21 protein-coding genes are annotated in these 18,367 nt (G+C 65.9%); 7 read left to right on the top strand and 14 right to left on the bottom strand.

Going from position 1 to position 18,367, the window contains the following annotated elements:
• Positions 1 to 2 precede the first annotated feature (2 nt).
• Positions 3 to 956: a carbohydrate ABC transporter permease gene (locus tag ACYU98_RS06525; protein WP_460467371.1), complete on the bottom strand. Its 954-nt coding sequence runs from the start codon at positions 954 to 956 to the stop codon at positions 3 to 5.
• A complete protein-coding gene (locus ACYU98_RS06520; RefSeq protein WP_460467370.1) occupies positions 953 to 2,233 on the bottom strand; it encodes an extracellular solute-binding protein in 1,281 nt (426 codons plus the stop codon). Before ACYU98_RS06520 ends, ACYU98_RS06525 begins: the two co-directional genes overlap by 4 nt.
• Before the next feature lie 259 nt (positions 2,234 to 2,492).
• Between ACYU98_RS06520 and ACYU98_RS06515 the strand changes: the two genes are divergently transcribed.
• Genes ACYU98_RS06515 through ACYU98_RS06500 form a run of 4 tightly spaced genes read left to right on the top strand, consistent with a single transcriptional unit; the run spans position 2,493 to position 6,369 of the window.
• The gene (locus ACYU98_RS06515; protein ID WP_460467369.1) at positions 2,493 to 4,181 is read left to right on the top strand and encodes a fumarate hydratase; all 1,689 of its coding nucleotides are present in this window, start codon (positions 2,493 to 2,495) and stop codon (positions 4,179 to 4,181) included.
• A complete protein-coding gene (locus ACYU98_RS06510) occupies positions 4,181 to 4,672 on the top strand; it encodes a beta-class carbonic anhydrase (protein ID WP_460467368.1) in 492 nt (163 codons plus the stop codon). Before ACYU98_RS06515 ends, ACYU98_RS06510 begins: the two co-directional genes overlap by 1 nt.
• A 33-nt stretch (positions 4,673 to 4,705) precedes the next feature.
• The gene (locus ACYU98_RS06505) at positions 4,706 to 5,560 is read left to right on the top strand and encodes an SCO6745 family protein (protein ID WP_460467367.1); all 855 of its coding nucleotides are present in this window, start codon (positions 4,706 to 4,708) and stop codon (positions 5,558 to 5,560) included.
• Positions 5,557 to 6,369, top strand: a complete 813-nt coding sequence (locus tag ACYU98_RS06500; RefSeq protein ID WP_460467366.1) for an MOSC domain-containing protein — start codon at positions 5,557 to 5,559, stop codon at positions 6,367 to 6,369. The genes ACYU98_RS06505 and ACYU98_RS06500 overlap by 4 nt, the downstream gene beginning before the upstream one ends.
• 20 nt (positions 6,370 to 6,389) lie before the next feature.
• Here ACYU98_RS06500 and glmM read toward each other — a convergent pair whose 3' ends face one another.
• A complete protein-coding gene (glmM, locus tag ACYU98_RS06495) occupies positions 6,390 to 7,739 on the bottom strand; it encodes a phosphoglucosamine mutase (RefSeq protein WP_460467365.1) in 1,350 nt (449 codons plus the stop codon).
• Between the two features lie 148 nt (positions 7,740 to 7,887).
• On the opposite strand from glmM, the gene ACYU98_RS06490 reads away from it, so the two are divergent.
• Positions 7,888 to 8,424: a winged helix-turn-helix domain-containing protein gene (locus ACYU98_RS06490; RefSeq protein ID WP_460467364.1), complete on the top strand. Its 537-nt coding sequence runs from the start codon at positions 7,888 to 7,890 to the stop codon at positions 8,422 to 8,424.
• Positions 8,425 to 8,484: 60 nt separating this feature from the next.
• Here ACYU98_RS06490 and rpsI read toward each other — a convergent pair whose 3' ends face one another.
• The 3 genes from rpsI to truA form a co-directional block, all read right to left on the bottom strand.
• On the bottom strand, positions 8,485 to 8,991 hold the full coding sequence (rpsI, locus tag ACYU98_RS06485; protein ID WP_460467363.1) for a 30S ribosomal protein S9: 507 nt from the start codon (positions 8,989 to 8,991) through the stop codon (positions 8,485 to 8,487).
• A 33-nt stretch (positions 8,992 to 9,024) separates the two neighbouring features.
• Complete coding sequence (gene rplM, locus ACYU98_RS06480; RefSeq protein ID WP_460467362.1) at positions 9,025 to 9,474, bottom strand: 50S ribosomal protein L13; 450 nt, start codon at positions 9,472 to 9,474, stop codon at positions 9,025 to 9,027.
• 211 nt (positions 9,475 to 9,685) lie between these two features.
• Positions 9,686 to 10,519 carry a tRNA pseudouridine(38-40) synthase TruA gene (truA, locus tag ACYU98_RS06475; RefSeq protein ID WP_460467361.1) on the bottom strand — a complete coding sequence of 278 codons (834 nt, stop codon included), beginning with the start codon at positions 10,517 to 10,519 and terminating at the stop codon, positions 9,686 to 9,688.
• Between the two features lie 107 nt (positions 10,520 to 10,626).
• Here truA and ACYU98_RS06470 point away from each other — a divergent pair, with 107 nt between their 5' ends.
• Both ACYU98_RS06470 and ACYU98_RS06465 read left to right on the top strand, forming a co-directional pair.
• Positions 10,627 to 11,409, top strand: a complete 783-nt coding sequence (locus ACYU98_RS06470; protein ID WP_460467360.1) for a hypothetical protein — start codon at positions 10,627 to 10,629, stop codon at positions 11,407 to 11,409.
• A gap of 76 nt (positions 11,410 to 11,485) precedes the next feature.
• Positions 11,486 to 12,646, top strand: a complete 1,161-nt coding sequence (locus ACYU98_RS06465; RefSeq protein ID WP_460467359.1) for an MFS transporter — start codon at positions 11,486 to 11,488, stop codon at positions 12,644 to 12,646.
• A 116-nt stretch (positions 12,647 to 12,762) separates the two neighbouring features.
• Here ACYU98_RS06465 and rplQ read toward each other — a convergent pair whose 3' ends face one another.
• The 8 genes from rplQ to ACYU98_RS06425 form a co-directional block, all read right to left on the bottom strand.
• Positions 12,763 to 13,506, bottom strand: a complete 744-nt coding sequence (rplQ, locus tag ACYU98_RS06460; RefSeq protein ID WP_460467358.1) for a 50S ribosomal protein L17, sunset domain variant — start codon at positions 13,504 to 13,506, stop codon at positions 12,763 to 12,765.
• Between the two features lie 50 nt (positions 13,507 to 13,556).
• A complete protein-coding gene (locus ACYU98_RS06455) occupies positions 13,557 to 14,576 on the bottom strand; it encodes a DNA-directed RNA polymerase subunit alpha (RefSeq protein WP_460467357.1) in 1,020 nt (339 codons plus the stop codon).
• Positions 14,577 to 14,719: 143 nt separating this feature from the next.
• Positions 14,720 to 15,328: a 30S ribosomal protein S4 gene (gene rpsD, locus ACYU98_RS06450; protein ID WP_460467356.1), complete on the bottom strand. Its 609-nt coding sequence runs from the start codon at positions 15,326 to 15,328 to the stop codon at positions 14,720 to 14,722.
• 26 nt (positions 15,329 to 15,354) lie between these two features.
• The gene (rpsK, locus tag ACYU98_RS06445; protein ID WP_460467355.1) at positions 15,355 to 15,759 is read right to left on the bottom strand and encodes a 30S ribosomal protein S11; all 405 of its coding nucleotides are present in this window, start codon (positions 15,757 to 15,759) and stop codon (positions 15,355 to 15,357) included.
• A gap of 65 nt (positions 15,760 to 15,824) precedes the next feature.
• Positions 15,825 to 16,196, bottom strand: a complete 372-nt coding sequence (gene rpsM / locus ACYU98_RS06440) for a 30S ribosomal protein S13 (RefSeq protein WP_460467354.1) — start codon at positions 16,194 to 16,196, stop codon at positions 15,825 to 15,827.
• Between the two features lie 268 nt (positions 16,197 to 16,464).
• The gene (rpmJ, locus tag ACYU98_RS06435) at positions 16,465 to 16,578 is read right to left on the bottom strand and encodes a 50S ribosomal protein L36 (RefSeq protein ID WP_460467353.1); all 114 of its coding nucleotides are present in this window, start codon (positions 16,576 to 16,578) and stop codon (positions 16,465 to 16,467) included.
• Between the two features lie 54 nt (positions 16,579 to 16,632).
• The gene (gene infA, locus ACYU98_RS06430) at positions 16,633 to 16,854 is read right to left on the bottom strand and encodes a translation initiation factor IF-1 (protein ID WP_006946284.1); all 222 of its coding nucleotides are present in this window, start codon (positions 16,852 to 16,854) and stop codon (positions 16,633 to 16,635) included.
• 839 nt (positions 16,855 to 17,693) lie between these two features.
• Positions 17,694 to 18,338 carry a response regulator gene (locus ACYU98_RS06425; RefSeq protein WP_460467352.1) on the bottom strand — a complete coding sequence of 215 codons (645 nt, stop codon included), beginning with the start codon at positions 18,336 to 18,338 and terminating at the stop codon, positions 17,694 to 17,696.
• Positions 18,339 to 18,367 lie beyond the last annotated feature (29 nt).

Below are 18,367 nucleotides of genomic sequence, written 5' to 3'. Positions count from 1 at the left end.
GGTCAGTTCTTCCCTCCGCCGGCCAGATCGACCTTGAAGCCCTTGACGAAGATCCCGGCGATGATCAACACGATGATGAACAGGATCACCGCGAGCGCCGATCCCATGCCTATCTCCACTCGGCCGACGGTTTCCTCGCCGACCAGCATTGAGAGCGTGTTGGTCTTGTTCGCACCGCCGGTCATCACGAACGGGTTGTCATAAATTCGTACGGCGTCCAGCGTTCGGAACAACGTGGCCACCATGATCGCCGCCTTCATGTTCGGCAGGATCACCTTGACCAACGTCTGCCACCAGGTGGCGCCGTCGACCTTTGCCGCCTCCTCCTGCGCGCTGTCGACCTGGGCAAGCCCGGCCAGCAACAGCAGCGACATGAACGGGGTCGTCTTCCAGATCTCCGACAGACAGATGATCGTCAATGACGACCAGCGACCACCGAACCAGTTGTAGTTCGTGTCCCACCCGCCGAAGGTCAGGGTGTGCAGCCAGTGGTTGATGAATCCAGAGTCGGGCTGCGCGGCGTACAACCAGGAGAACGCTGAGACGACGGTGATGATCGCGTACGGGATCAGCACGATCGTGCGCAGCGTCTTGCGTGGGAGCACGACCTTGTTCATCAGCATTGCCAACCCGAACCCGAGGATCAGCTCGAACACCAGGGTGACGATGACGATGATGAAGGTGGTGATGAACGCCTGGTGGAACAACGGGTCACCCAATGCGGTGATGTAGTTCTGCAACCCGACGAACTTGCGTGCCGCGGGGTCGGTGAGGCGGTAGTTGAACAGCGACAGGTAGATCGCGTAGGCGATCGGATACAGCGTGACCAACAGCATCACGATGAAAGCAGGTCCGGCCAGTCGCCAACCCAGCGACCGTTCGCCCTTGGCCCGCTCCGACAGGGCGACCTTCTTCCGGCCGCCCTCGCCCTTGAGCGCTTGGGTAGAGGTGCTCACAGCAGTGCCTTCCCGTTCAGGACGTCGAGGATGAACTTCGACGATGTGGCGGGCGTCTTGGTCGTCACACCCTGCGGCGGGCTGAACTGCTGCTGCAGAGCGGTGGAGATGTCACCCCAGTACTGCGTCAACGGCCGCGGCGCGGCGTTGTCCAACGAGGTGCGGATCAGGGCGGCGATGCGGTTCGGGAACGCCTTCTTGACCGCGGGGTCATCGAAGGCCGCCTTGCGGCTGGCCGGGTTGCCGGAGTTCACCATGTATTCGGTCTGGTGCTTCACATCGGTGATGCACGCCGCGGCCTGATAAGCCAACGCCGTGTGGCTGGAGCTCTTGCCGACCGCGATCTGAATACCGCCGTACGGGGGTTTGGCGTCCTTGCCGGCCACCGACTGTGGATAGAACGCCGCGGCGACGTCGTCCTTGCTCGTCTCCATCGCGCCACCCTTGCCGGTCAGCGCGCCATAGGTATACGGCCAGTTCACCAGGAAGCCACCGGTCTTTCCGCCGAACAACCCGAGCGACTCGGTCTCGGTCGAGGAGCCTACGGCCGGTCCGGCAACGCCGCTGCTGGCCACCTTGTGGATGATCGAGGCAGCGGTGCGACCGGCGTCGGTGTCGATCCCGAGCTTCAGGCTTTCGTAGGTCGCCCCCGGATTCGCGACGATCTGGCCACCGGCTCCAGCGATCAGCGCGTTGATCCACACGGCGTAGCCCTCGTAGAGCTTGGCCTGAACACCGATCTGAGTCTTGGTCTTCTGCGCGGCCGCGACGAGTTGATCCCAGGTGACCGGTTTGGTCATGTCGAGACCGGCCTTGCTGGCGACGCTCTTCTTGTACCAAAGCAACTGCGTGTTGCTCCAGAACGGCACCGATACCAGCTTGTCCTTATAGGTCGAGGCGTCGATCGAGGACTGCACCCGGTCGTCCTTGAAGGTCGCCACCATGTCACTGGGCACCGGAGCGTAATAACCGGCGGCAGCGAACTCGGTGGTGAACGCCGGGTCGACGCTCATCAAGTCCATCGAACTGTCACCGGCGGCGAGTCGGCGCAGCAGTTGGAGCCGCTGATCGCTCGCGCTGTTCGGCAACAGCTGGATGTTGATCTTGTATTTCCCCTGGGACGCGTCGGCGCATTGCTTGGCAAGCGTCGCCTGTCCGCCCTTGGTGGCATCGGCATTGCCGACGTCGGGGTTGATGTACCAGGTCAGGGTCGGTGTGCCACCCGAGCTGTCACTGCCACAGGCAGCCAGCCCCATGCTGGCCACGAGCGCAGACACAGCGACAAACGCTGTTCCGCGTCGACGTGGGAATCGGCCATTCATATGAGCTCCCGTCGGTCGTCCCGGCATCGCGACGACACCGTGATGTGACGAATGTCACGACATTTGCACCCTAGTGGTGTCATGTCCGTCCCGCACAAGACTCGGTTCCTCCAGTTGTGTCTCGGAACGGACACGATTGGCGGCCCAGCCTGCCGTTGGGGCGGGACCACGGTGGCGATAACCTGCGATGAACGGCTGAGTCCAAGGAGCGCCAGTGACTGAATTCGCATACGAGGATCTGCTTCCGATCGGTCCCGACACCACGACCTATCGCAAGCTCACCGACGCTGGCGTCCGCAGCGTCGAGGGTCCCGGTGGTCGCACCTTCTTGGAGGTCGACCCGTCGGCGCTGGAACTGCTGGCCGACACCGCGATGCACGACATCGCCCACTATCTGCGCCCGGCGCACCTCACCCAGCTGCGGTCGATCCTGGATGACCCCGAGGCGAGCAACAACGACAAGTTCGTCGCGCTGGACCTGCTGAAGAACGCCAACATCGCCGCAGCCGGGGTCCTCCCGATGTGTCAAGACACCGGCACCGCGATCGTCATGGGCAAGAAGGGCTCGCAGGTGCTGGTCGACGGCGAGGGGCCCGACGAGTCCGCGCTGGCGAAGGGCGTCTACGACGCGTACACCCGCCTGAACCTGCGTTATTCGCAGATGGCGCCGCTGACGACCTGGGAGGAGAAGAACACCGGGTCGAACCTGCCCGCCCAGATCGAGATCTACGCCGACAGTCAGAGCGGCCACGAGACGACGTACAAATTCTTGTTCATGGCCAAGGGGGGCGGCTCGGCGAACAAGTCGTTCCTCTTCCAGGAGACCAAGGCCGTCTTGAACCCCGACGCGATGCTCAAGTTCCTCGACGAGAAGCTGCGCGCGCTCGGAACAGCCGCCTGCCCGCCCTACCACTTGGCGATCGTCATCGGCGGAACGAGCGCTGAATTCGCTTTGAAGACAGCCAAATACGCGTCCGCGAAGTACCTCGATGACCTGCCGACCACCGGTTCGATCACCGCCCACGGCTTCCGCGACACCGACCTCGAGGCGCAGGTTCTGGAGCTGACCCGCAACTTCGGGATCGGCGCGCAATTCGGCGGGAAATACTTCTGCCACGACGTACGAGTGGTGCGACTGCCGCGCCACGGTGCGTCGCTGCCGATCGCCATCGCGGTCAGTTGTTCGGCCGACCGGCAGTGCCTGGGCAAGATCACCCCTGAGGGCGTGTTCATCGAGCAACTCGAGACCGACCCGGCGCGGTTCCTACCGGACACCACACACGGCGAGCTCGAAGACAAGGGCGCCGGCGAAGACGTCGTTCAGATCGATCTGAACCGGCCGATGGCCGACATTCTGGCCGAACTTGCTAAGCACCCGGTCAAGACGCGGCTGTCCCTGACTGGCCCGCTGGTCGTTGCCCGCGATATCGCCCACGCGAAGATCAAGGAACGACTCGACGCGGGCGAGGAGATGCCGCAATATCTCAAGGACCACCCGGTCTATTACGCCGGCCCGGCCAAGACGCCGCAGGGCTACGCATCGGGGTCCTTCGGCCCGACCACTGCCGGTCGGATGGACTCCTACGTGGATCAGTTCCAGGCCGCCGGCGGGTCGATGGTGATGCTTGCCAAGGGCAACCGCAGCAAGCAGGTCACCGATGCCTGCGAGGCTCACGGTGGTTTCTACCTCGGCTCGATCGGCGGCCCGGCCGCGCGACTGGCCAAGGACTGCATCAAATCCGTTGAGGTCGTCGAATACGAGGAGCTGGGCATGGAAGCGGTTTGGAAGATCGAGGTCGAGGATTTCCCCGCCTTCATCGTGGTCGACGACAAGGGCAACGATTTCTTCACCTCGACGGCGAAACCGACCGCGTTCACCATCACCACTCGGCCGGGTCTCTGATGCCGTTCGACGATCTGCTCGCCGCGAACCGCACCTTCGCCGAGAACTTCACGCTCAGCGGATTCGACGGTGTCGCGAAGGCCGGCGTGGCGATGGTGACCTGCATGGACAGCCGGATCGACCCGCTCGGGATGATCGGCCTCCGGCCCGGTGACGCGAAGATCTTCCGCAACCCCGGTGGTCGCGTTGACGCCAGCGCCTTGGAGGCGCTGGTGCTCGGGGTGTGGCTGTTGAACGTGCAGCGCATCCTGGTCGTCCCCCACACCCGTTGTGCGATGGCCAGCAGCACAGAAGACGAGTTGCACACGAAGATCAGCGAGTTGTCCGGGAACGACATCGCCTGGCAGCGCTTCCACGTGATCGACGACCAGCGCCGCGCGGTGATGGGCGACGTCGCGAGGGTGCGCTCCCACCCGCTGATCCCCGATCACGTCCAGGTCGGCGGGTTCGTCTACGACGTGGACTCCGGGCTGCTGGAACCGGTGGTCTGAGCCGCCAGGTCCTGGGTGGTTAGGGTGGCTGGCATGAGCACCGAACTGGCGCGAGCGGCGTACGAAGGCCTTGAGCCTTACCACGTTCTGTCCTACTTCAACCCACACAACAAGGCGGCGGCTGAGTCCCTGGGCATCTCTGCCCTCGGGCTCTACTTCGGTGGCCGGGGTGCGCCGCTGGGTCGCTGCCCTGCGCCGGTCATCACCGCGACGTTCTTCAACTTCAACCCGGCCTACGTCAACCACGGCTGGACCGAGGCGCTCGGCGTCGGACTCGACACCGTGGTCCAGGCGCGCGAAGGCGCGGTCGACGCCTCACTGCGCGAAGCCCTTGGCGACGCTGTCGACTCCCCCGAACTCCCGCGGATCGTTGCCGCGCTCCGGGCCGGAATCGAGCAGGCGTCGTACGTCGGTCGGCCGCTGGCCGCCGCGTGGGCCTACGCGCCGTGGCCCGACACACCACACCTTCAGCTGTGGCACGCCCTGTCGATCGCCCGCGAACATCGCGGCGACGGGCACCTCGCGGCCCTCACCCTTGCCGGGCTCGGTCCGGTCGAGGCGTTGGTGTTGCATGAGGCGCCCCACCCGCGCGCGGTGCGCCGGCGCAGTCTGGGCAAGAAGTCGGCCCTGCTGACCCGAGGTTGGACCGAGCAGGACTGGGACGCGGCGGAGGAATCGCTGCGCGGACGCGGGCTGCTCGACGGCGATGGTGCGATGACGGCCGACGGTGGCGACTTCTACGACCAGTTGGAGCAGCAGACCGATGCTGCGGCTGCCGGTTTCTGGGCGGGAGTGCCCGACGCCGAGCAGGTCATCGCGCTCGCTCGTCCCTTCGTGAAGGCTGTGATCGACAGCGGCTTCCTGCCGGGCACGCGGAAGACGTCGTGATCCGGGTCGTCGCGCTGGCGATCCACCCGGTGAAATCCACCGCGATCCGGTCGGTTCAGCGCGCCCGGGTCAGTTTCGCCGGGCTCGCCGGTGACCGGGAGTGGATGATCGTCAACGATTTCGGCGAGATGGTGACGGCGCGCGAGTTCCCGCCGCTGTTCTCGATCGCCGCCGATTGCGCAACGACCGGACTCACCGACGGCGACCTGCAACTCAGCGCGCCGACCGTCGAGCCGTTGCGCCTTGATCGGCCGGTCGACGGTCCGCAGGTGTCGGTGCGGATGTTCACCCGGCCACCGATGACGGTGCGTTCGGCCGGGGATGCGGCAGATGCTTGGCTTGACCGTGCCTTGGGCACCCAAGGCCTGCACCTCGTCTGGTGTTCTGACCCCACTGCCCGCAGCCTCAATCCGGCATACGGCAAGCCCGGCGACCATGCGGCCTTGCAGGACGGGTCACCGGTCAGCCTTCTCGGAACTGCATCTGTTCGAGCATTACAGGAGCGGATGGACGAGCCCGTCGGCCACGAACGGTTCCGGGCGAACGTGCTCATCGACGGGGCCGAGGCGTTCGCCGAAGACGGCTGGGAGCGCGTACGAATCGGGTCGGTGCCGTTTCGCGTCGCCGCCTCGATCGATCGCTGCGTGATGACCACGATCGACCCGGCAACGTTTGCCAAAAGCAAGGAACCCATCCGTACGCTCGCCGGCTTTCGGCGCTGGGAGGGCAAGACCTGGATGGCGGTCCACCTCATCCCCGACGGCGAAGGCGAGATCGCGGTCGGCGACGAGGTGCTGCCGGCGGGCTGACTTCGCCGCCGACTAAAGACCTAGAGGGCGAGCTCCTGCTGCACCACATCAGCCAGCTTGGCGGTGACGGCTTGCGCCTGCTCCAGCGTCGGCGCTTCGGCCATGACGCGTACGACCGGCTCGGTGCCGCTCGAACGCAACAGCACCCGCCCGTTGCCACCGAGTTCGGCCTGCGCTGCCTCGACCGCGCTGAGCACCGCGGGGTGGGTGCCAGCTGCTGCCTTGTCGACGCCCTGCACATTGACCATGTGCTGCGGCAGCCGGGTCATGACGGTCGCCAGCTGCGCCATGGTGCAGCCGGTCGAGGCGACCTCCGCGGCCAGCATCAGCCCGGTCAGGACCCCGTCACCGGTGGTGCCCACATCGCTCAGGATGACGTGGCCGGACTGCTCGCCACCAAGGTTGAACCCGCTGGCGCGCATCGCTTCGAGCACGTAGCGGTCGCCGACGTTGGTCTGCTTCATCGCGATGCCATTGCTTTCCATCGCCTGAACCAGGCCAAGATTGCTCATCACGGTGGCGACCAGGGTGTTGTCCTTCAGCGCGCCGCGTTGCTTCATTCCGACCGCGAGGATCGCCATGATCTGGTCGCCGTCGACCTCGTTGCCGTCGGCGTCGACCGCCAGGCAGCGGTCGGCGTCGCCGTCGAACGCGACCCCGAGGTCGGCGCCGACCTCGGGCACCTTCGCCTTCAACGGGCCGAGGTGGGTGGAGCCAAAGCCGTCGTTGATGTTAAGACCATCAGGATCCGCGCCGATGACGGTGACCTTCGCCCCCGCCTCCCGGAACGCCTGCGGTCCAACCAGACTCGCCGCGCCATGGGCGGCGTCGACGACGATGTGCAGGCCATCGAGGCGGTGCGGGAGCGCTGCGAGGAGGTGCTTGACGTAGCTGTTGCCGAGGTGGCCGTTCGTGGTCACCCGGCCCACATCGGCCCCGGTGGGGCGGTCGGCCGGAGCGTCCATGGCCTCTTGAATCCGGTCTTCGACCGCGTCGGGCAGCTTGTGGCCACCGAGGGCGAAGAACTTGATCCCGTTGTCCGGCATCGGGTTGTGGCTCGCCGACAGCATGACGCCGAAGTTCGCCTCGAGGTCGGCGGTGAGGAACGCCACCGCGGGCGTCGGCAAGACACCCACGTCGTGGACGTCGACTCCACTGGACGCCAGGCCCGCGATCACTGCGGCGGAAAGGAACTCCCCCGAGGCGCGTGGATCGCGTCCGACTACTGCGAGCATGCGGGCGCTGCCGCCAGTCACCGTACGGCCGAAGACCCTGGCCGCCGCTTCCGACAGTCGGAGGGCGAAGTCCGCATTAATTACTGGGCCATTGGCCAGGCCACGCACCCCATCGGTGCCGAACAAGCGCTCCACGCACTCACCCCTTTGAGTCGAGGACCGCGCGCGTCGGCTGCAGCACGGTCGCAGAATGCCGGCCTTGTGAGCGCAGCCCGGTGAGTCTACGCCCGCGGACCCGATTCGCACGTGTCGGCGACCCGTGACGCCGCATACGATCGGGCTCGTGAACCAACCGCGTCGAGCGCTCGCCCACCCGCTCCGATCGCGCATCGTCGCCCATTTGCGCATCGACGGTGCCGCGACTTCGGCAGACCTGGCGCGCGCCCTCGAGACGAACTCGGGCGTCACCAGCTATCACCTGAGGGTGCTCGAATCGGTTGGGTTGGTGGAGGACACGGGGCTCGGCAACGCCAAGACGCGCTTGTGGGCCGTGGTCGACGACCACGAGGACGATGACGACCTGCCACCGGCAGATGCCGACGACCTGGCCACGGACCGGTGGCTGGATCACGACTACGTCGACCACTTCACCGCTCGCGCTCATCGCTGGATCGACGAGCAGGAGAACTACCCCTCCATCTGGCAGGAGTCGTGTGGCCTGCGCGATGTCGGGGTGCTGGCGACCGAGGAGCAGTTCGTCGCCTACCTCGCCGAGTTGGACGAGCTGAATCAGCGATACCGGCGGATCGGAGCGGGCAGCCCGGGCGCTCGGCGGGTCGCGGTGTTCCTCGCTCCCCTGCCGGTCGATCCGCCGACCTGAGCAAACGCACGAACGCCCCGCCACCCGAGGGTGACGAGGCGTTCGAAGAAGCGCGAAAGATCAGCGCTTGCTGTACTGCGGAGCCTTGCGGGCCTTCTTGAGACCGGCCTTCTTGCGCTCCGGGACGCGAGCGTCACGGGTCAGGAAGCCAGCCTTCTTCAGGGCCGGACGGTTCAGCTCTTCGTCGACCGCGTTCAGCGAACGCGCGACACCCAAGCGGACGGCACCGGCCTGGCCCGAGGGGCCACCACCGTGAACGCGCACGAGCACGTCGTAGGCGCCATCAAGCTCGAGCAGCGTCAGCGGCTCGTTGACGATCTGCTGGTGCACCTTGTTCGGGAAGTAGGCCTCGAGGGTGCGACCGTTTACCTTCCACTCGCCGGTGCCGGGGACGATGCGCACGCGGGCAATAGCCTGCTTGCGACGGCCGGTAGCCGAGCTCGGTGCGGATGCGGTCGGGCGGCGCGTCGGCTCGCCGGCCGGCGCTTCGGTGGACTCGCTGGTGTACGAGCTCACTGCCGGCTCTTCGGCCTCGAGGGCCTCGTTGTCAAACTGCTGGTCAGCCACGATTCTCCTTGGAAACTATGTGACCGGGGGCGCTTACTGCGCGACCTGGGTGATTTCGAACGGGACGGGCTGCTGGGCAGCATGCGGGTGCTCGGTGCCCGCGTAGACCTTGAGCTTCGCGATCTGAGCGGCGCCAAGACGGGTCTTGGGCAGCATGCCGCGGATGGCCTTCTCGACAGCCTTCGCCGGGTCCTTGGCCATGAGCTCGGTGTAGGACACCGACTTCAAACCACCGGGGAAGCCGGAGTGGCGGTAGGCGCGCTTCTTCTCGAGCTTCGCGCCGGTGAGGGCCACCTTGTCGGCGTTGATGATGATCACGAAGTCACCGGTGTCGATGTGCGGCGCGAACGTCGGCTTGTGCTTGCCGCGCAGGAGCACAGCAGCCTGCGACGCGAGGCGGCCGAGGACGACGTCGCTGGCGTCGATGACGTGCCACTTGCGGTCGTCCTGAGCCGACACCGTGGTGGGCGTGTAGGTACGCACTCGTCTTTCCTTCTGGTCAGTCGTTGGGCGACGCATCGCGTGTTCTCACACCGAGCGTCTCGCCCGGCTGGTCAGCCAGGCACTCGTTCAATGATACGGGCCTGTCGGGGGGTCACCAAATCAATCAAATCCGTTGACCTGCAACGGCTTTCACCCTCCGACAAGTCACTCGACGATGCCTCGCGAGCAAGATTGCACACTATTTGTGCAATCACTCCGGCAGGGATCGTACGGCCCGGGACTCCTGTGCACGACGCGCCAACTCCGCCAGGGGCGGGTAGGCGACCTCCTCCAGACAGAGCCCGCGAGCGGGCATCACGGTCACTCGCGGATGACGGGCGCGCCCGGCCAAAACCTCCGCCGCCCATTCCGGTTCGTGCTGCCCGGTTCCAACCGGCACCACCACCCCGACCAGCGCACGCACCATCGAGTGGCAGAACGCATCGGCGATGACCCGCCCCTCGACAATCCCGTCCGCCCCGCGCGACCAGGTGTAGTCGAGCAGGGTTCGTACGGTGGTCGCGCCGACCCGCTTCTTGCAGAAGGCAGCGAAGTCGTTGAGTCCAAGGAGCAAACTCGACGCCTCGTTCATCCGATCGAGGTCGAGCTGGTGGCGGAGGACGGCCGTGTCGTGGCGGCGCAGCGGGTCGAGCGCGGCGGGGTCGTCGCAGATCCGGTAGCTGTAGCGACGGTTGATGGCCGAGAAGCGGGCGTCGAAACCGGCCGGCGCGACGGCGACGGTATGCACGACGACGTCGGCCGGCAGGACCCCGTTGAGCCGGGCGACGACCGAGATTTCGGACCGGTGACGAGAACGGCCGGGCAGTGCCGCCCAGGCGGCTTCGTCGACCTCCAGGTGGCAGACCGCGCCGCGGGCGTGCACCCCGGCGTCCGTTCGTCCGGCGATGACGATCTTTGGTGGATCGACCCGCAAGACGGTCGCCCACGCGTTGGTGAGCTCCTGTTCGACGGTCCGCCGTCCGGGCTGGACCGCCCAGCCACGGAAATCGGAGCCGTCGTAGCCGAAATCGATCCTGATGCGCACACAGGGAGGGTAACCATTGGCGCAGGTCAGGGGATCTTCGCCATCCTCTAGCGCGGGCCCCTTGGTGGGCAGTACGCTCAGGCTCAACCAGACCTGGGGGGTTTGACATGGATCAAGTTTTGAGCGACGCCCGCAGTGCATCCGCGCAGCCGAGCCGTCGTAGCGTTGCGAAGGGCCTTGCGTGGGCCGTGCCGGTGATCACCGCGGGGGCGGCTGTTCCGGCGATGGCGTTGTCCGCAGGCCCGCCGACCTTCACCTTCCTGACCGCTTGCAAGAGCCCCGGAAACAGTTGCACCGTGTTCCCGAAGGGCTATGACTTCCGGTTCAACGTCTGCAACAACACCGGAGTCACGGCCTACATCTACACGGTGATCTACTCCGACGTGGTCGGTTCGAATCTCTCCCTGACCCAGGCGCTGCCGGCCCTGCCGGCCGCCATCCCGTCCGGTGGGTGCACGGTCGTTGTTTATCGGGCCAATTCCAGCAACTCGGCGAATGCGGTCTTCACTGCCACGATGACGCTGACGTGGGGCCATACCCCGAACCCCGGTGGCGACCCTTACCCGCACCCCAACATCGTGGTCCCGATCGCCGTTACCGGCACCTCCCCCGACTGCCCGTGCTCGGCGACGCCGTCGACTGCGGCCTCTCCCGCACGCATGAGTGCCACCACTTCGTCCTCGACGAGTTCGCCGAGCAGCACCACATCGAGCAGCACCACCTCGAGCACCTCGTCGAGCAGCACCTCTGCACCGGCCAGCACCAGCAAGGCGGCGCCCTCCAGCGCCCCGGTGCCGTCCACGACCGAGGCTCCGGCCGCAACGTCCGCAGCCAGCAGCTCCTCGAGCAGCTCTGCTGCAGCCAGCACCACGGCGCCCCCGACTCCCTGAGTCCCGATCGCCTCAAAAGTTGGACGATTGACCCGATAAGCCGTTGGCGGAGGTCCTTCGGTGGCAACATTTCGGCATGACCGTTGCCACTGAGGGCCGCCGCACCACACGTGTGGCCGCGGCCGCCGCGTTCTGTGGCCAAGGCCTTGTCTTCATCTCGCTGACGACGCGGCTGCCCGACCTGCAGCACCGATTCGGGCTCTCCCCCGGGACGTTCTCGATCCTCATGCTCGCGCTGGTGCTCTGCGCCGGCGTCGGCTCGCTGGTCGGGGAAAAACTGGCCCCGACCCGCGGCAGCGCGAGTTCGCTGCGGGTCGGCTTCGCGGTGATGGCTGGTGCCCTCCCCCTGATGGGATCCGCGAATGCGGTCTGGCAGCTTGCCCTCGGCATGGCGGCGTACGGTCTAGCGCTGGGGCTGGTCGATGCCGGCACCAACATGCAGGGCGTGGCGGTCGAACACGACTACGGCCGGCCGATCATGCCGACCTTCCACGCCTCGTGGACTCTCGGGGGCATCCTGGGAACGCTGGGCGCCCTGACCACCCACGGTCTCTCGTTCGAGGTCTCCGCGTTGGTGTTGGCGATCGTGCCGCTGGTCCTGCTCTTCGCGCCGTACCTCAATGCGGGTGGTCCGATCACCCCGATCGGCGACGACGGTGAGCCCGTTCCCTGGCGCCGGATCCTGCCCGTCGGGGCAGCGATGGTGCTCTTCTACATGGTCGACACGGCCATCACGACGTGGGGACCGACCTACGTCGACCACGTCTTCGCCGCTTCCGCCTGGGTCGTGTCGATCGCGACGCTGCCCTACCTGGTGGCTTCGCTCGCCGGCCGCGGCGCGGGTGACTTCCTCGCCGGAAAATACGGCAACCCGCCACTGGTCCGCGCGGCTGCAGTCGTCGGAGCAGCCTCCCTCGCGATCATTGTCTTCGCGCCCTCGTCCGCCGCCGCAATGGGCGGCTTCCTGCTGCTCGGCGCAGGGATCGCGGTCATCGCCCCGCTGTCGTATTCGGCCGCCGCGGCGATCGCGCGGGAGTCGGTCAAGCACGACGACCCCATCGCCGTACGAGCAAAGATCGACGCCATCATCGCCCGCTTCAACCAGTTCAACTACGTCGGCGGCTTGCTCGGCGCGGTCCTCACTGGGGCGGTGGGCGACAAGAACCTCCGGTTCGGGTTCGCGATCCCGATGGTGTTGATCCTGCTGATTTTTCCCCTCGCGAAGTCCTTCCGCTAACACTTGTCCGCCATCGCGGCGGCGTGTCCCCAGCGAAGTGGCGGACAAGTGGCGAGCCGGGCAACCGAAAGCGGCGCCACCCGCGAAGGGTGACGCCGCTTTCGAACGAGCTGAACTCAGGCTTCGTCGACCTGCTGCGCAGCCTCGCCACCGGCCGGTGCAAAACCAGCAGCGGCAGCAGCCTCGCCAGTGGTGAACCAGACCTCGGCCACGGTCGCGTCGAACCAACGGGAGCCGGGAACGTGGTACTTCATCGAGTCCTTGTTGCCCTTGACCGAGAACTTGGCTTCGTCGGGCGAAGCGCCATCCTCGAGCGGAGCAGCGGAGTCGGCGCCGTAGCCACCGTCGACCAGCGCGGCCGAAGCGGTCGCGTTGTCGGGAGCGTCGTCCATCTCGGCAACGTTGGCGTCAGCCGCCGCAGCCTCGGTGTCGGCGTCCTTGGCGGCGCGCTTGGTAGCGGCCTCGGCCTCAGCGACGACAGCGCGCTTCGGCTTGGCGTTCACGGGCTCGCGAACGAGCTCGATGACTGCCATCGGAGCGTTGTCGCCCTTGCGGGGGGCAATCTTGGTGATGCGGGTGTAACCACCCTGGCGCTCGGCCATGTCGGGCGCGATCTCGGTGAAGAGACGGTGCACGACGCCCTTGTCCTTCACAACGGTCATGACGCGACGACGGGCGTGCAGGTCTCCGCGCTTGGCGAAGGTGACCAGACGCTCAGCCAACGGACGAAGGCGCTTGGCCTTGGCCTCGGTGGTGGTGATCCGGTCGTGCTCGAAGAGCGCCTGCGCCAAGTTGGCCAGGATGAGCCGCTCGTGCGCGGGACCGCCACCGAGACGGGGGCCCTTGGTAGGGGTAGGCATTGTTTCTCCTAAAGGTCTTTTTGCTCTCGCGCGTTAACGCGAAGGGCGGCTCAGTACTGCTCGTCCTCGGCGAAGCTGACCTCGTCAACGTCGTCGTCGTAGCGATCGGCGATAGCGCTCGCGTCAAACCCGGGAGGGCTGTCCTTGAGCTGGAGGCCCATCTCCTGGAGCTTCTCCTTGACCTCGACGATCGACTTGGTGCCGAAGTTGCGGATGTCCAGCAGGTCGGCCTCGCTGCGCCCGACGAGCTCACCCACGGTGTGGATGCCCTCGCGCTTGAGGCAGTTGTAGGACCGGACCGTGAGGTCGAGGTCCTCGATCGGCAGGGCCATGTCGGCAGCCAGCGCAGCGTCGGTGGCCGACGGGCCCATGTCGATGCCCTCGGCTTCGACGTTGAGCTCACGCGCCAGACCGAACAGCTCGACCAGGGTCTTGCCGGCCGACGCCATGGCGTCACGCGGCAACATCGAGGTCTTGGTCTCGACGTCGACGATCAGCTTGTCGAAGTCGGTGCGCTGCTCGACACGGGTGGCCTCGACCTTGTAGGTCACGGCCAGCACCGGGCTGTAGATCGAGTCGACCGGGATCCGGCCGATCTCCTGGTCAGCGGACTTGTTGAGGGCGGCGGAGACATAGCCCCGGCCGCGCTCGACGGTCAGCTCGACCTCGATCTTGCCCTTGTCGTTCAGGGTCGCGATGACCAGGTCGGGGTTGTGCACCTCGACACCGGCCGGCGGCGCGATGTCGGCGGCGGTGACAACACCGGGGCCCTGCTTGCGCAGGTACATGACGACCGGCTCGTCGTGCTCCGAGGAGACGACGAGGCCCTTGATGTTCAGGATGATCTCGGTGACATCCTCCTTGACCCCGGGGATCGTGGAGAATTCGTGCTGCACACCATCGATGCGCAAGCTGGTGACCGCGGCGCCCGGGATGCTCGAGAGCAGGGTGCGACGCAGGGAGTTACCGAGGGTGTAGCCGAAGCCCGGCTCCAGCGGTTCGATGACGAACCGGGAACGGAACTCGGAGACAACTTCCTCCGAGAGGGCGGGGCGCTGTGCGATGAGCACTTTGTTTCCTTTCCACAGGCGACCACTATTTGACGCCTGACATGAGCGTGTCCGGGCTCCGTACGCCGGTCACGGGTTCCGCCCCGTACGGGCCGGAACCACGCAGCGCGCAGTTCCGGCCCGTACGGACACGGATGAAGCAATCAGTTCTTCGAGTAGAGCTCGACGATCAGCTGCTCGTTGACCGGGATCTCGATCTGCGCACGAGTGGGCAGCGAGTGGACCAGGATCTGCAGGGTCGCCGGAACGACGTGCAGCCAGGCCGGGATCGGACGGTCACCGAAGGTTTCGCGAGCCAGCTGGATCGGGAAGATCTCGCGGGACTTCTCACGAATGGTGATGATGTCGTACTGCGACACGCGGTAGCTCGGGACGTCGACGCGGACGCCGTTGACCTCGAAGTGACCGTGGGTCACCAGCTGGCGCGACGCACGACGGGTGCGGGCCAGACCGGCGCGGTAGACGACGTTGTCCAGACGGGACTCAAGAATGGTGAGCAGGTTCTCACCGGTCTTGCCGGGACGACGCGCGGCTTCCTTGTAGTAACGCACGAACTGCTTTTCCATCACGCCGTACGAGAAGCGAGCCTTCTGCTTCTCCTGCAGCTGCGACAGGTATTCCTTCTCCTGCACGCGACCGCGGCCGTGCTGGCCGGGCGGGAAGGGACGCGATTCGAAGTTCTTGTCGCCGCCGACCAGGTCGGTCTTGAGCCGGCGCGACTTCTTGGTGATGGGTCCGGTGTAACGGGCCATGTTCTTATCTCCTCAGTCTCGTCGGTTCAGCTACGACGCTTGGGCTGGCGCACACCGTTGTGCGGCTGGGGCGTGACGTCGGAGATTGCTCCGACCTCAAGGCCGGCAGCAGCCAACGAACGGATGGCGGTCTCGCGGCCCGAACCCGGGCCCTTCACGAAGACGTCAACCTTGCGCATGCCGTGGTCCATGGCACGACGGGCAGCAGCCTCGGCGGCCATCTGCGCGGCGTACGGGGTGGACTTACGCGAGCCCTTGAAGCCGACCTGGCCGGCAGAGGCCCACGCGATGACCGCACCGGTCGGGTCCGTGATCGAAACGATGGTGTTGTTGAACGTGCTGCGAATGTAGGCGTTGCCTGCAGCGACGTTTTTCTTCTCCTTGCGGCGCACTTTTTTGGCGCCTGAAGCCACTCGGCTCTTGGGAGGCATAGGGGTTTTCTCCTACGGGTTGCGAACTACAGCGATGAGGTTGGTGCGCGAAGCACCGGGAGGTGTTACTTGGCCTTCTTCTTACCGGCGACCGTCTTCTTGGGGCCCTTGCGGGTGCGCGCGTTGGTCTTGGTGCGCTGTCCGTGGACGGGCAGGCCGCGGCGGTGCCGCAGACCCTGGTAAGAGCCGATTTCCACCTTGCGGCGAATGTCGGCAGCCACCTCACGGCGGAGGTCACCTTCGAGGCGGTACTGCTCGAAGTGATCGCGGAGCTGGACCAGCTCCTCCTCGCTGAGGTCGCGGACACGGGTGTCCGGGCTGACGCCGGTTGCAGCCAGCGCCTCGTGGGCGCGGGTCTTGCCCACGCCGTAGATGTAGGTGAGGCCGACCTCGACGCGCTTGTCGCGCGGCAGGTCGACACCAATGAGTCGTGCCATATCGGCTTTCTCCTGTGTTTACGTCCGGAGGTCTGGTGCAGTCGCCAGTCCCGTGGTCGCCCGGAGTGGGCGGTGCGGGTCTTCGGCCTCCGAGCCGAAGGTGACGTCCGACGTGAGTCGGGGTCGGGCGCTGCTGTTGTGTCGTGTTCTGTGTCTGCTGCTCCGGTCGACATCGCTGACGCGTTGTCATCCGGTTGGTTCGACACGGAAACTATTCAGTTGTTCGTCTGCGTCTTGCTCGAAGACACGACTCGTGCGATCCGGTGGATCAGCCCTGACGCTGCTTGTGGCGCGCGTTCTCGCAGATCACCATGACCCGACCATTACGGCGGATCACCTTGCACTTGTCGCAGATCCTCTTGACGCTCGGCTGAACCTTCATCTGCCTACTGTCTTGAAGTCGGGCCGCACGGAAATCCGCGCAGCATGCGAAAAGTCAGCGGTAGCGGAAGACGATGCGGCCGCGGGTCAGGTCATACGGGGAAAGTTCCACCACTACGCGGTCCTCGGGGAGGATCCGGATGTAGTGCTGACGCATCTTTCCTGAGATGTGTGCGAGCACCTTGTGACCGTTCGTCAACTCAACCCGGAACATTGCGTTCGGGAGAGCTTCCACGATCGTGCCCTCGATCTCGATGACACCGTCCTTTTTGGCCATATCCTCCACATACCTACTGGCTGACGGGCCTCACCCCGGTTGGGTGGGCCCTGGTTCGGACCAGCGCACCAACAGGCACACTGAGCCGACGCACTAGCCTACGCCCGGCGCGGTAGTTCACCCAAATCGCGGCTGGTCACCGCCCTGGTCGGCGAACCACACAGGCGCGATGGCGGGGGCGACCCCGCCGGCTCGCGCTGACGGCACTCGCCACGAGGCCATCGGCGTCAACGGCGCCGCATCGTTCGCCGAACGACCCGGGTCGATCTGAGCCACCGGTTCACCGCATTGTCCGCAGAACCGGGCTTTGGCCCACAGTTGAGCCCCGCAATCCCCACACACTCTCATCGTTCCCTCCGAACGATTTCCCCCAGCGCCCACGCGCCATAACGCCTCGCACCGGCCAACGGCCGGCCTGTTGGACGAATCAATGGCTCAAGAAGCGAGTTCCCCGATACGTCTGCACTGACGTGGTGGCAACCGTCTGCCGCCGCGCCTGACCCCTCGTCGATCCCCTGAGATCGAGCCGACTTCGACCCACCTCTCGACGACTTTTGAAGACTACTCCGGGCCACCGACAGCCACCCCTACTTTCCGTTTTCCGCTCTACTACTCAGTGTCCCGAGAACTCGGGACACGGCCGCGGACCGCTCAGGCTCAGCATCACGAGTACGGCGACGCGCGAGATATCGCGCCGATCCGTACGAGCGTGATCCAGATTTCGTGGCCCGAGGGCAGAGATTTCTGCGCGGCGCGGAGACCGTCGGTTCGCGGTCGAAGTCGGTTCCACCCGACCTACAGGAGGTCATCGTTGCCCTCCCCCTGCGCGAACCGGCAGATCAGAGGTCAAGGTGGCCGTCCCTGGTCGCCTCGCGCAGCGAGCCGTAGATGTTGGCAACCGGTCGACCGAGGGCCGCGTAGCGAGCGGCGATCCGCTGAAAGTAGGTCTCCACTGTGCTCGCCGAGACCGGCGGATCGAGCAGCCCACCAATCGCCTTCTTCGGAACACCCGCTGCCAACTGCTCCAGCACTTCCATTTCGCGCGGCGCGAGGGTGGCCATCAGTTCGGGTTCGGTGAGCAACGCCGCGGCCAGGTGACTCGAGGTCGCGAACTCACCGGCGGCGACCTGTCGGATCGCCTCGATGATGAGGTCCTCGGAGTCGGACTTGAGCGCAAGGCCCGCGGCGCCCGCAGCGATGAGGCGTCGTAGCTGCGCCGGCCGACGCTCCGCGGTGAACAAGAGGACTCGCAGTCCCATCGCCACCAGCGTGGCGACGTTCTCGTCGGCCTCACTGCCGTCGTTGAGGTCGATGTCGAGCAGCAGCACGTCCGGCGGAGCGGCCCGGTTCCAATCGAGGTCACGCAGACTGGTGACCAGGAAATCCACGGTGAAGTCCGCGCCGGCGGCCCCGATGGCCGCCATCAACCCCCGCAACACGATGGGGTGATCGTCAATGGCGCCGATCCGCAGCGGCGTTGGCATGGGTGTCCTTCCCGGGTGACTCATCGAGC

Source organism: Calidifontibacter terrae (assembly GCF_054778835.1).
This window is presented reverse-complemented; position numbering and strand designations above follow the sequence as displayed.

Bases quoted from the DNA above. Each gene is read 5' to 3' on its own strand.
- ACYU98_RS06510 (WP_460467368.1), top strand. From the start codon at position 4,181: ATGCCGTTCGACGATCTGCTCGCCGCGAACCGCACCTTCGCCGAGAAC.
- ACYU98_RS06505 (WP_460467367.1), top strand. From the start codon at position 4,706: ATGAGCACCGAACTGGCGCGAGCGGCGTACGAAGGCCTTGAGCCTTAC.
- ACYU98_RS06470 (WP_460467360.1), top strand. From the start codon at position 10,627: ATGGATCAAGTTTTGAGCGACGCCCGCAGTGCATCCGCGCAGCCGAGC.
- ACYU98_RS06465 (WP_460467359.1), top strand. From the start codon at position 11,486: ATGACCGTTGCCACTGAGGGCCGCCGCACCACACGTGTGGCCGCGGCC.
- rplQ (WP_460467358.1), bottom strand. From the start codon at position 13,506: ATGCCTACCCCTACCAAGGGCCCCCGTCTCGGTGGCGGTCCCGCGCAC.
- rpsD (WP_460467356.1), bottom strand. From the start codon at position 15,328: ATGGCCCGTTACACCGGACCCATCACCAAGAAGTCGCGCCGGCTCAAG.
- rpsK (WP_460467355.1), bottom strand. From the start codon at position 15,759: ATGCCTCCCAAGAGCCGAGTGGCTTCAGGCGCCAAAAAAGTGCGCCGC.
- rpsM (WP_460467354.1), bottom strand. From the start codon at position 16,196: ATGGCACGACTCATTGGTGTCGACCTGCCGCGCGACAAGCGCGTCGAG.
- rpmJ (WP_460467353.1), bottom strand. From the start codon at position 16,578: ATGAAGGTTCAGCCGAGCGTCAAGAGGATCTGCGACAAGTGCAAGGTG.
- infA (WP_006946284.1), bottom strand. From the start codon at position 16,854: ATGGCCAAAAAGGACGGTGTCATCGAGATCGAGGGCACGATCGTGGAA.
- ACYU98_RS06425 (WP_460467352.1), bottom strand. From the start codon at position 18,338: ATGCCAACGCCGCTGCGGATCGGCGCCATTGACGATCACCCCATCGTG.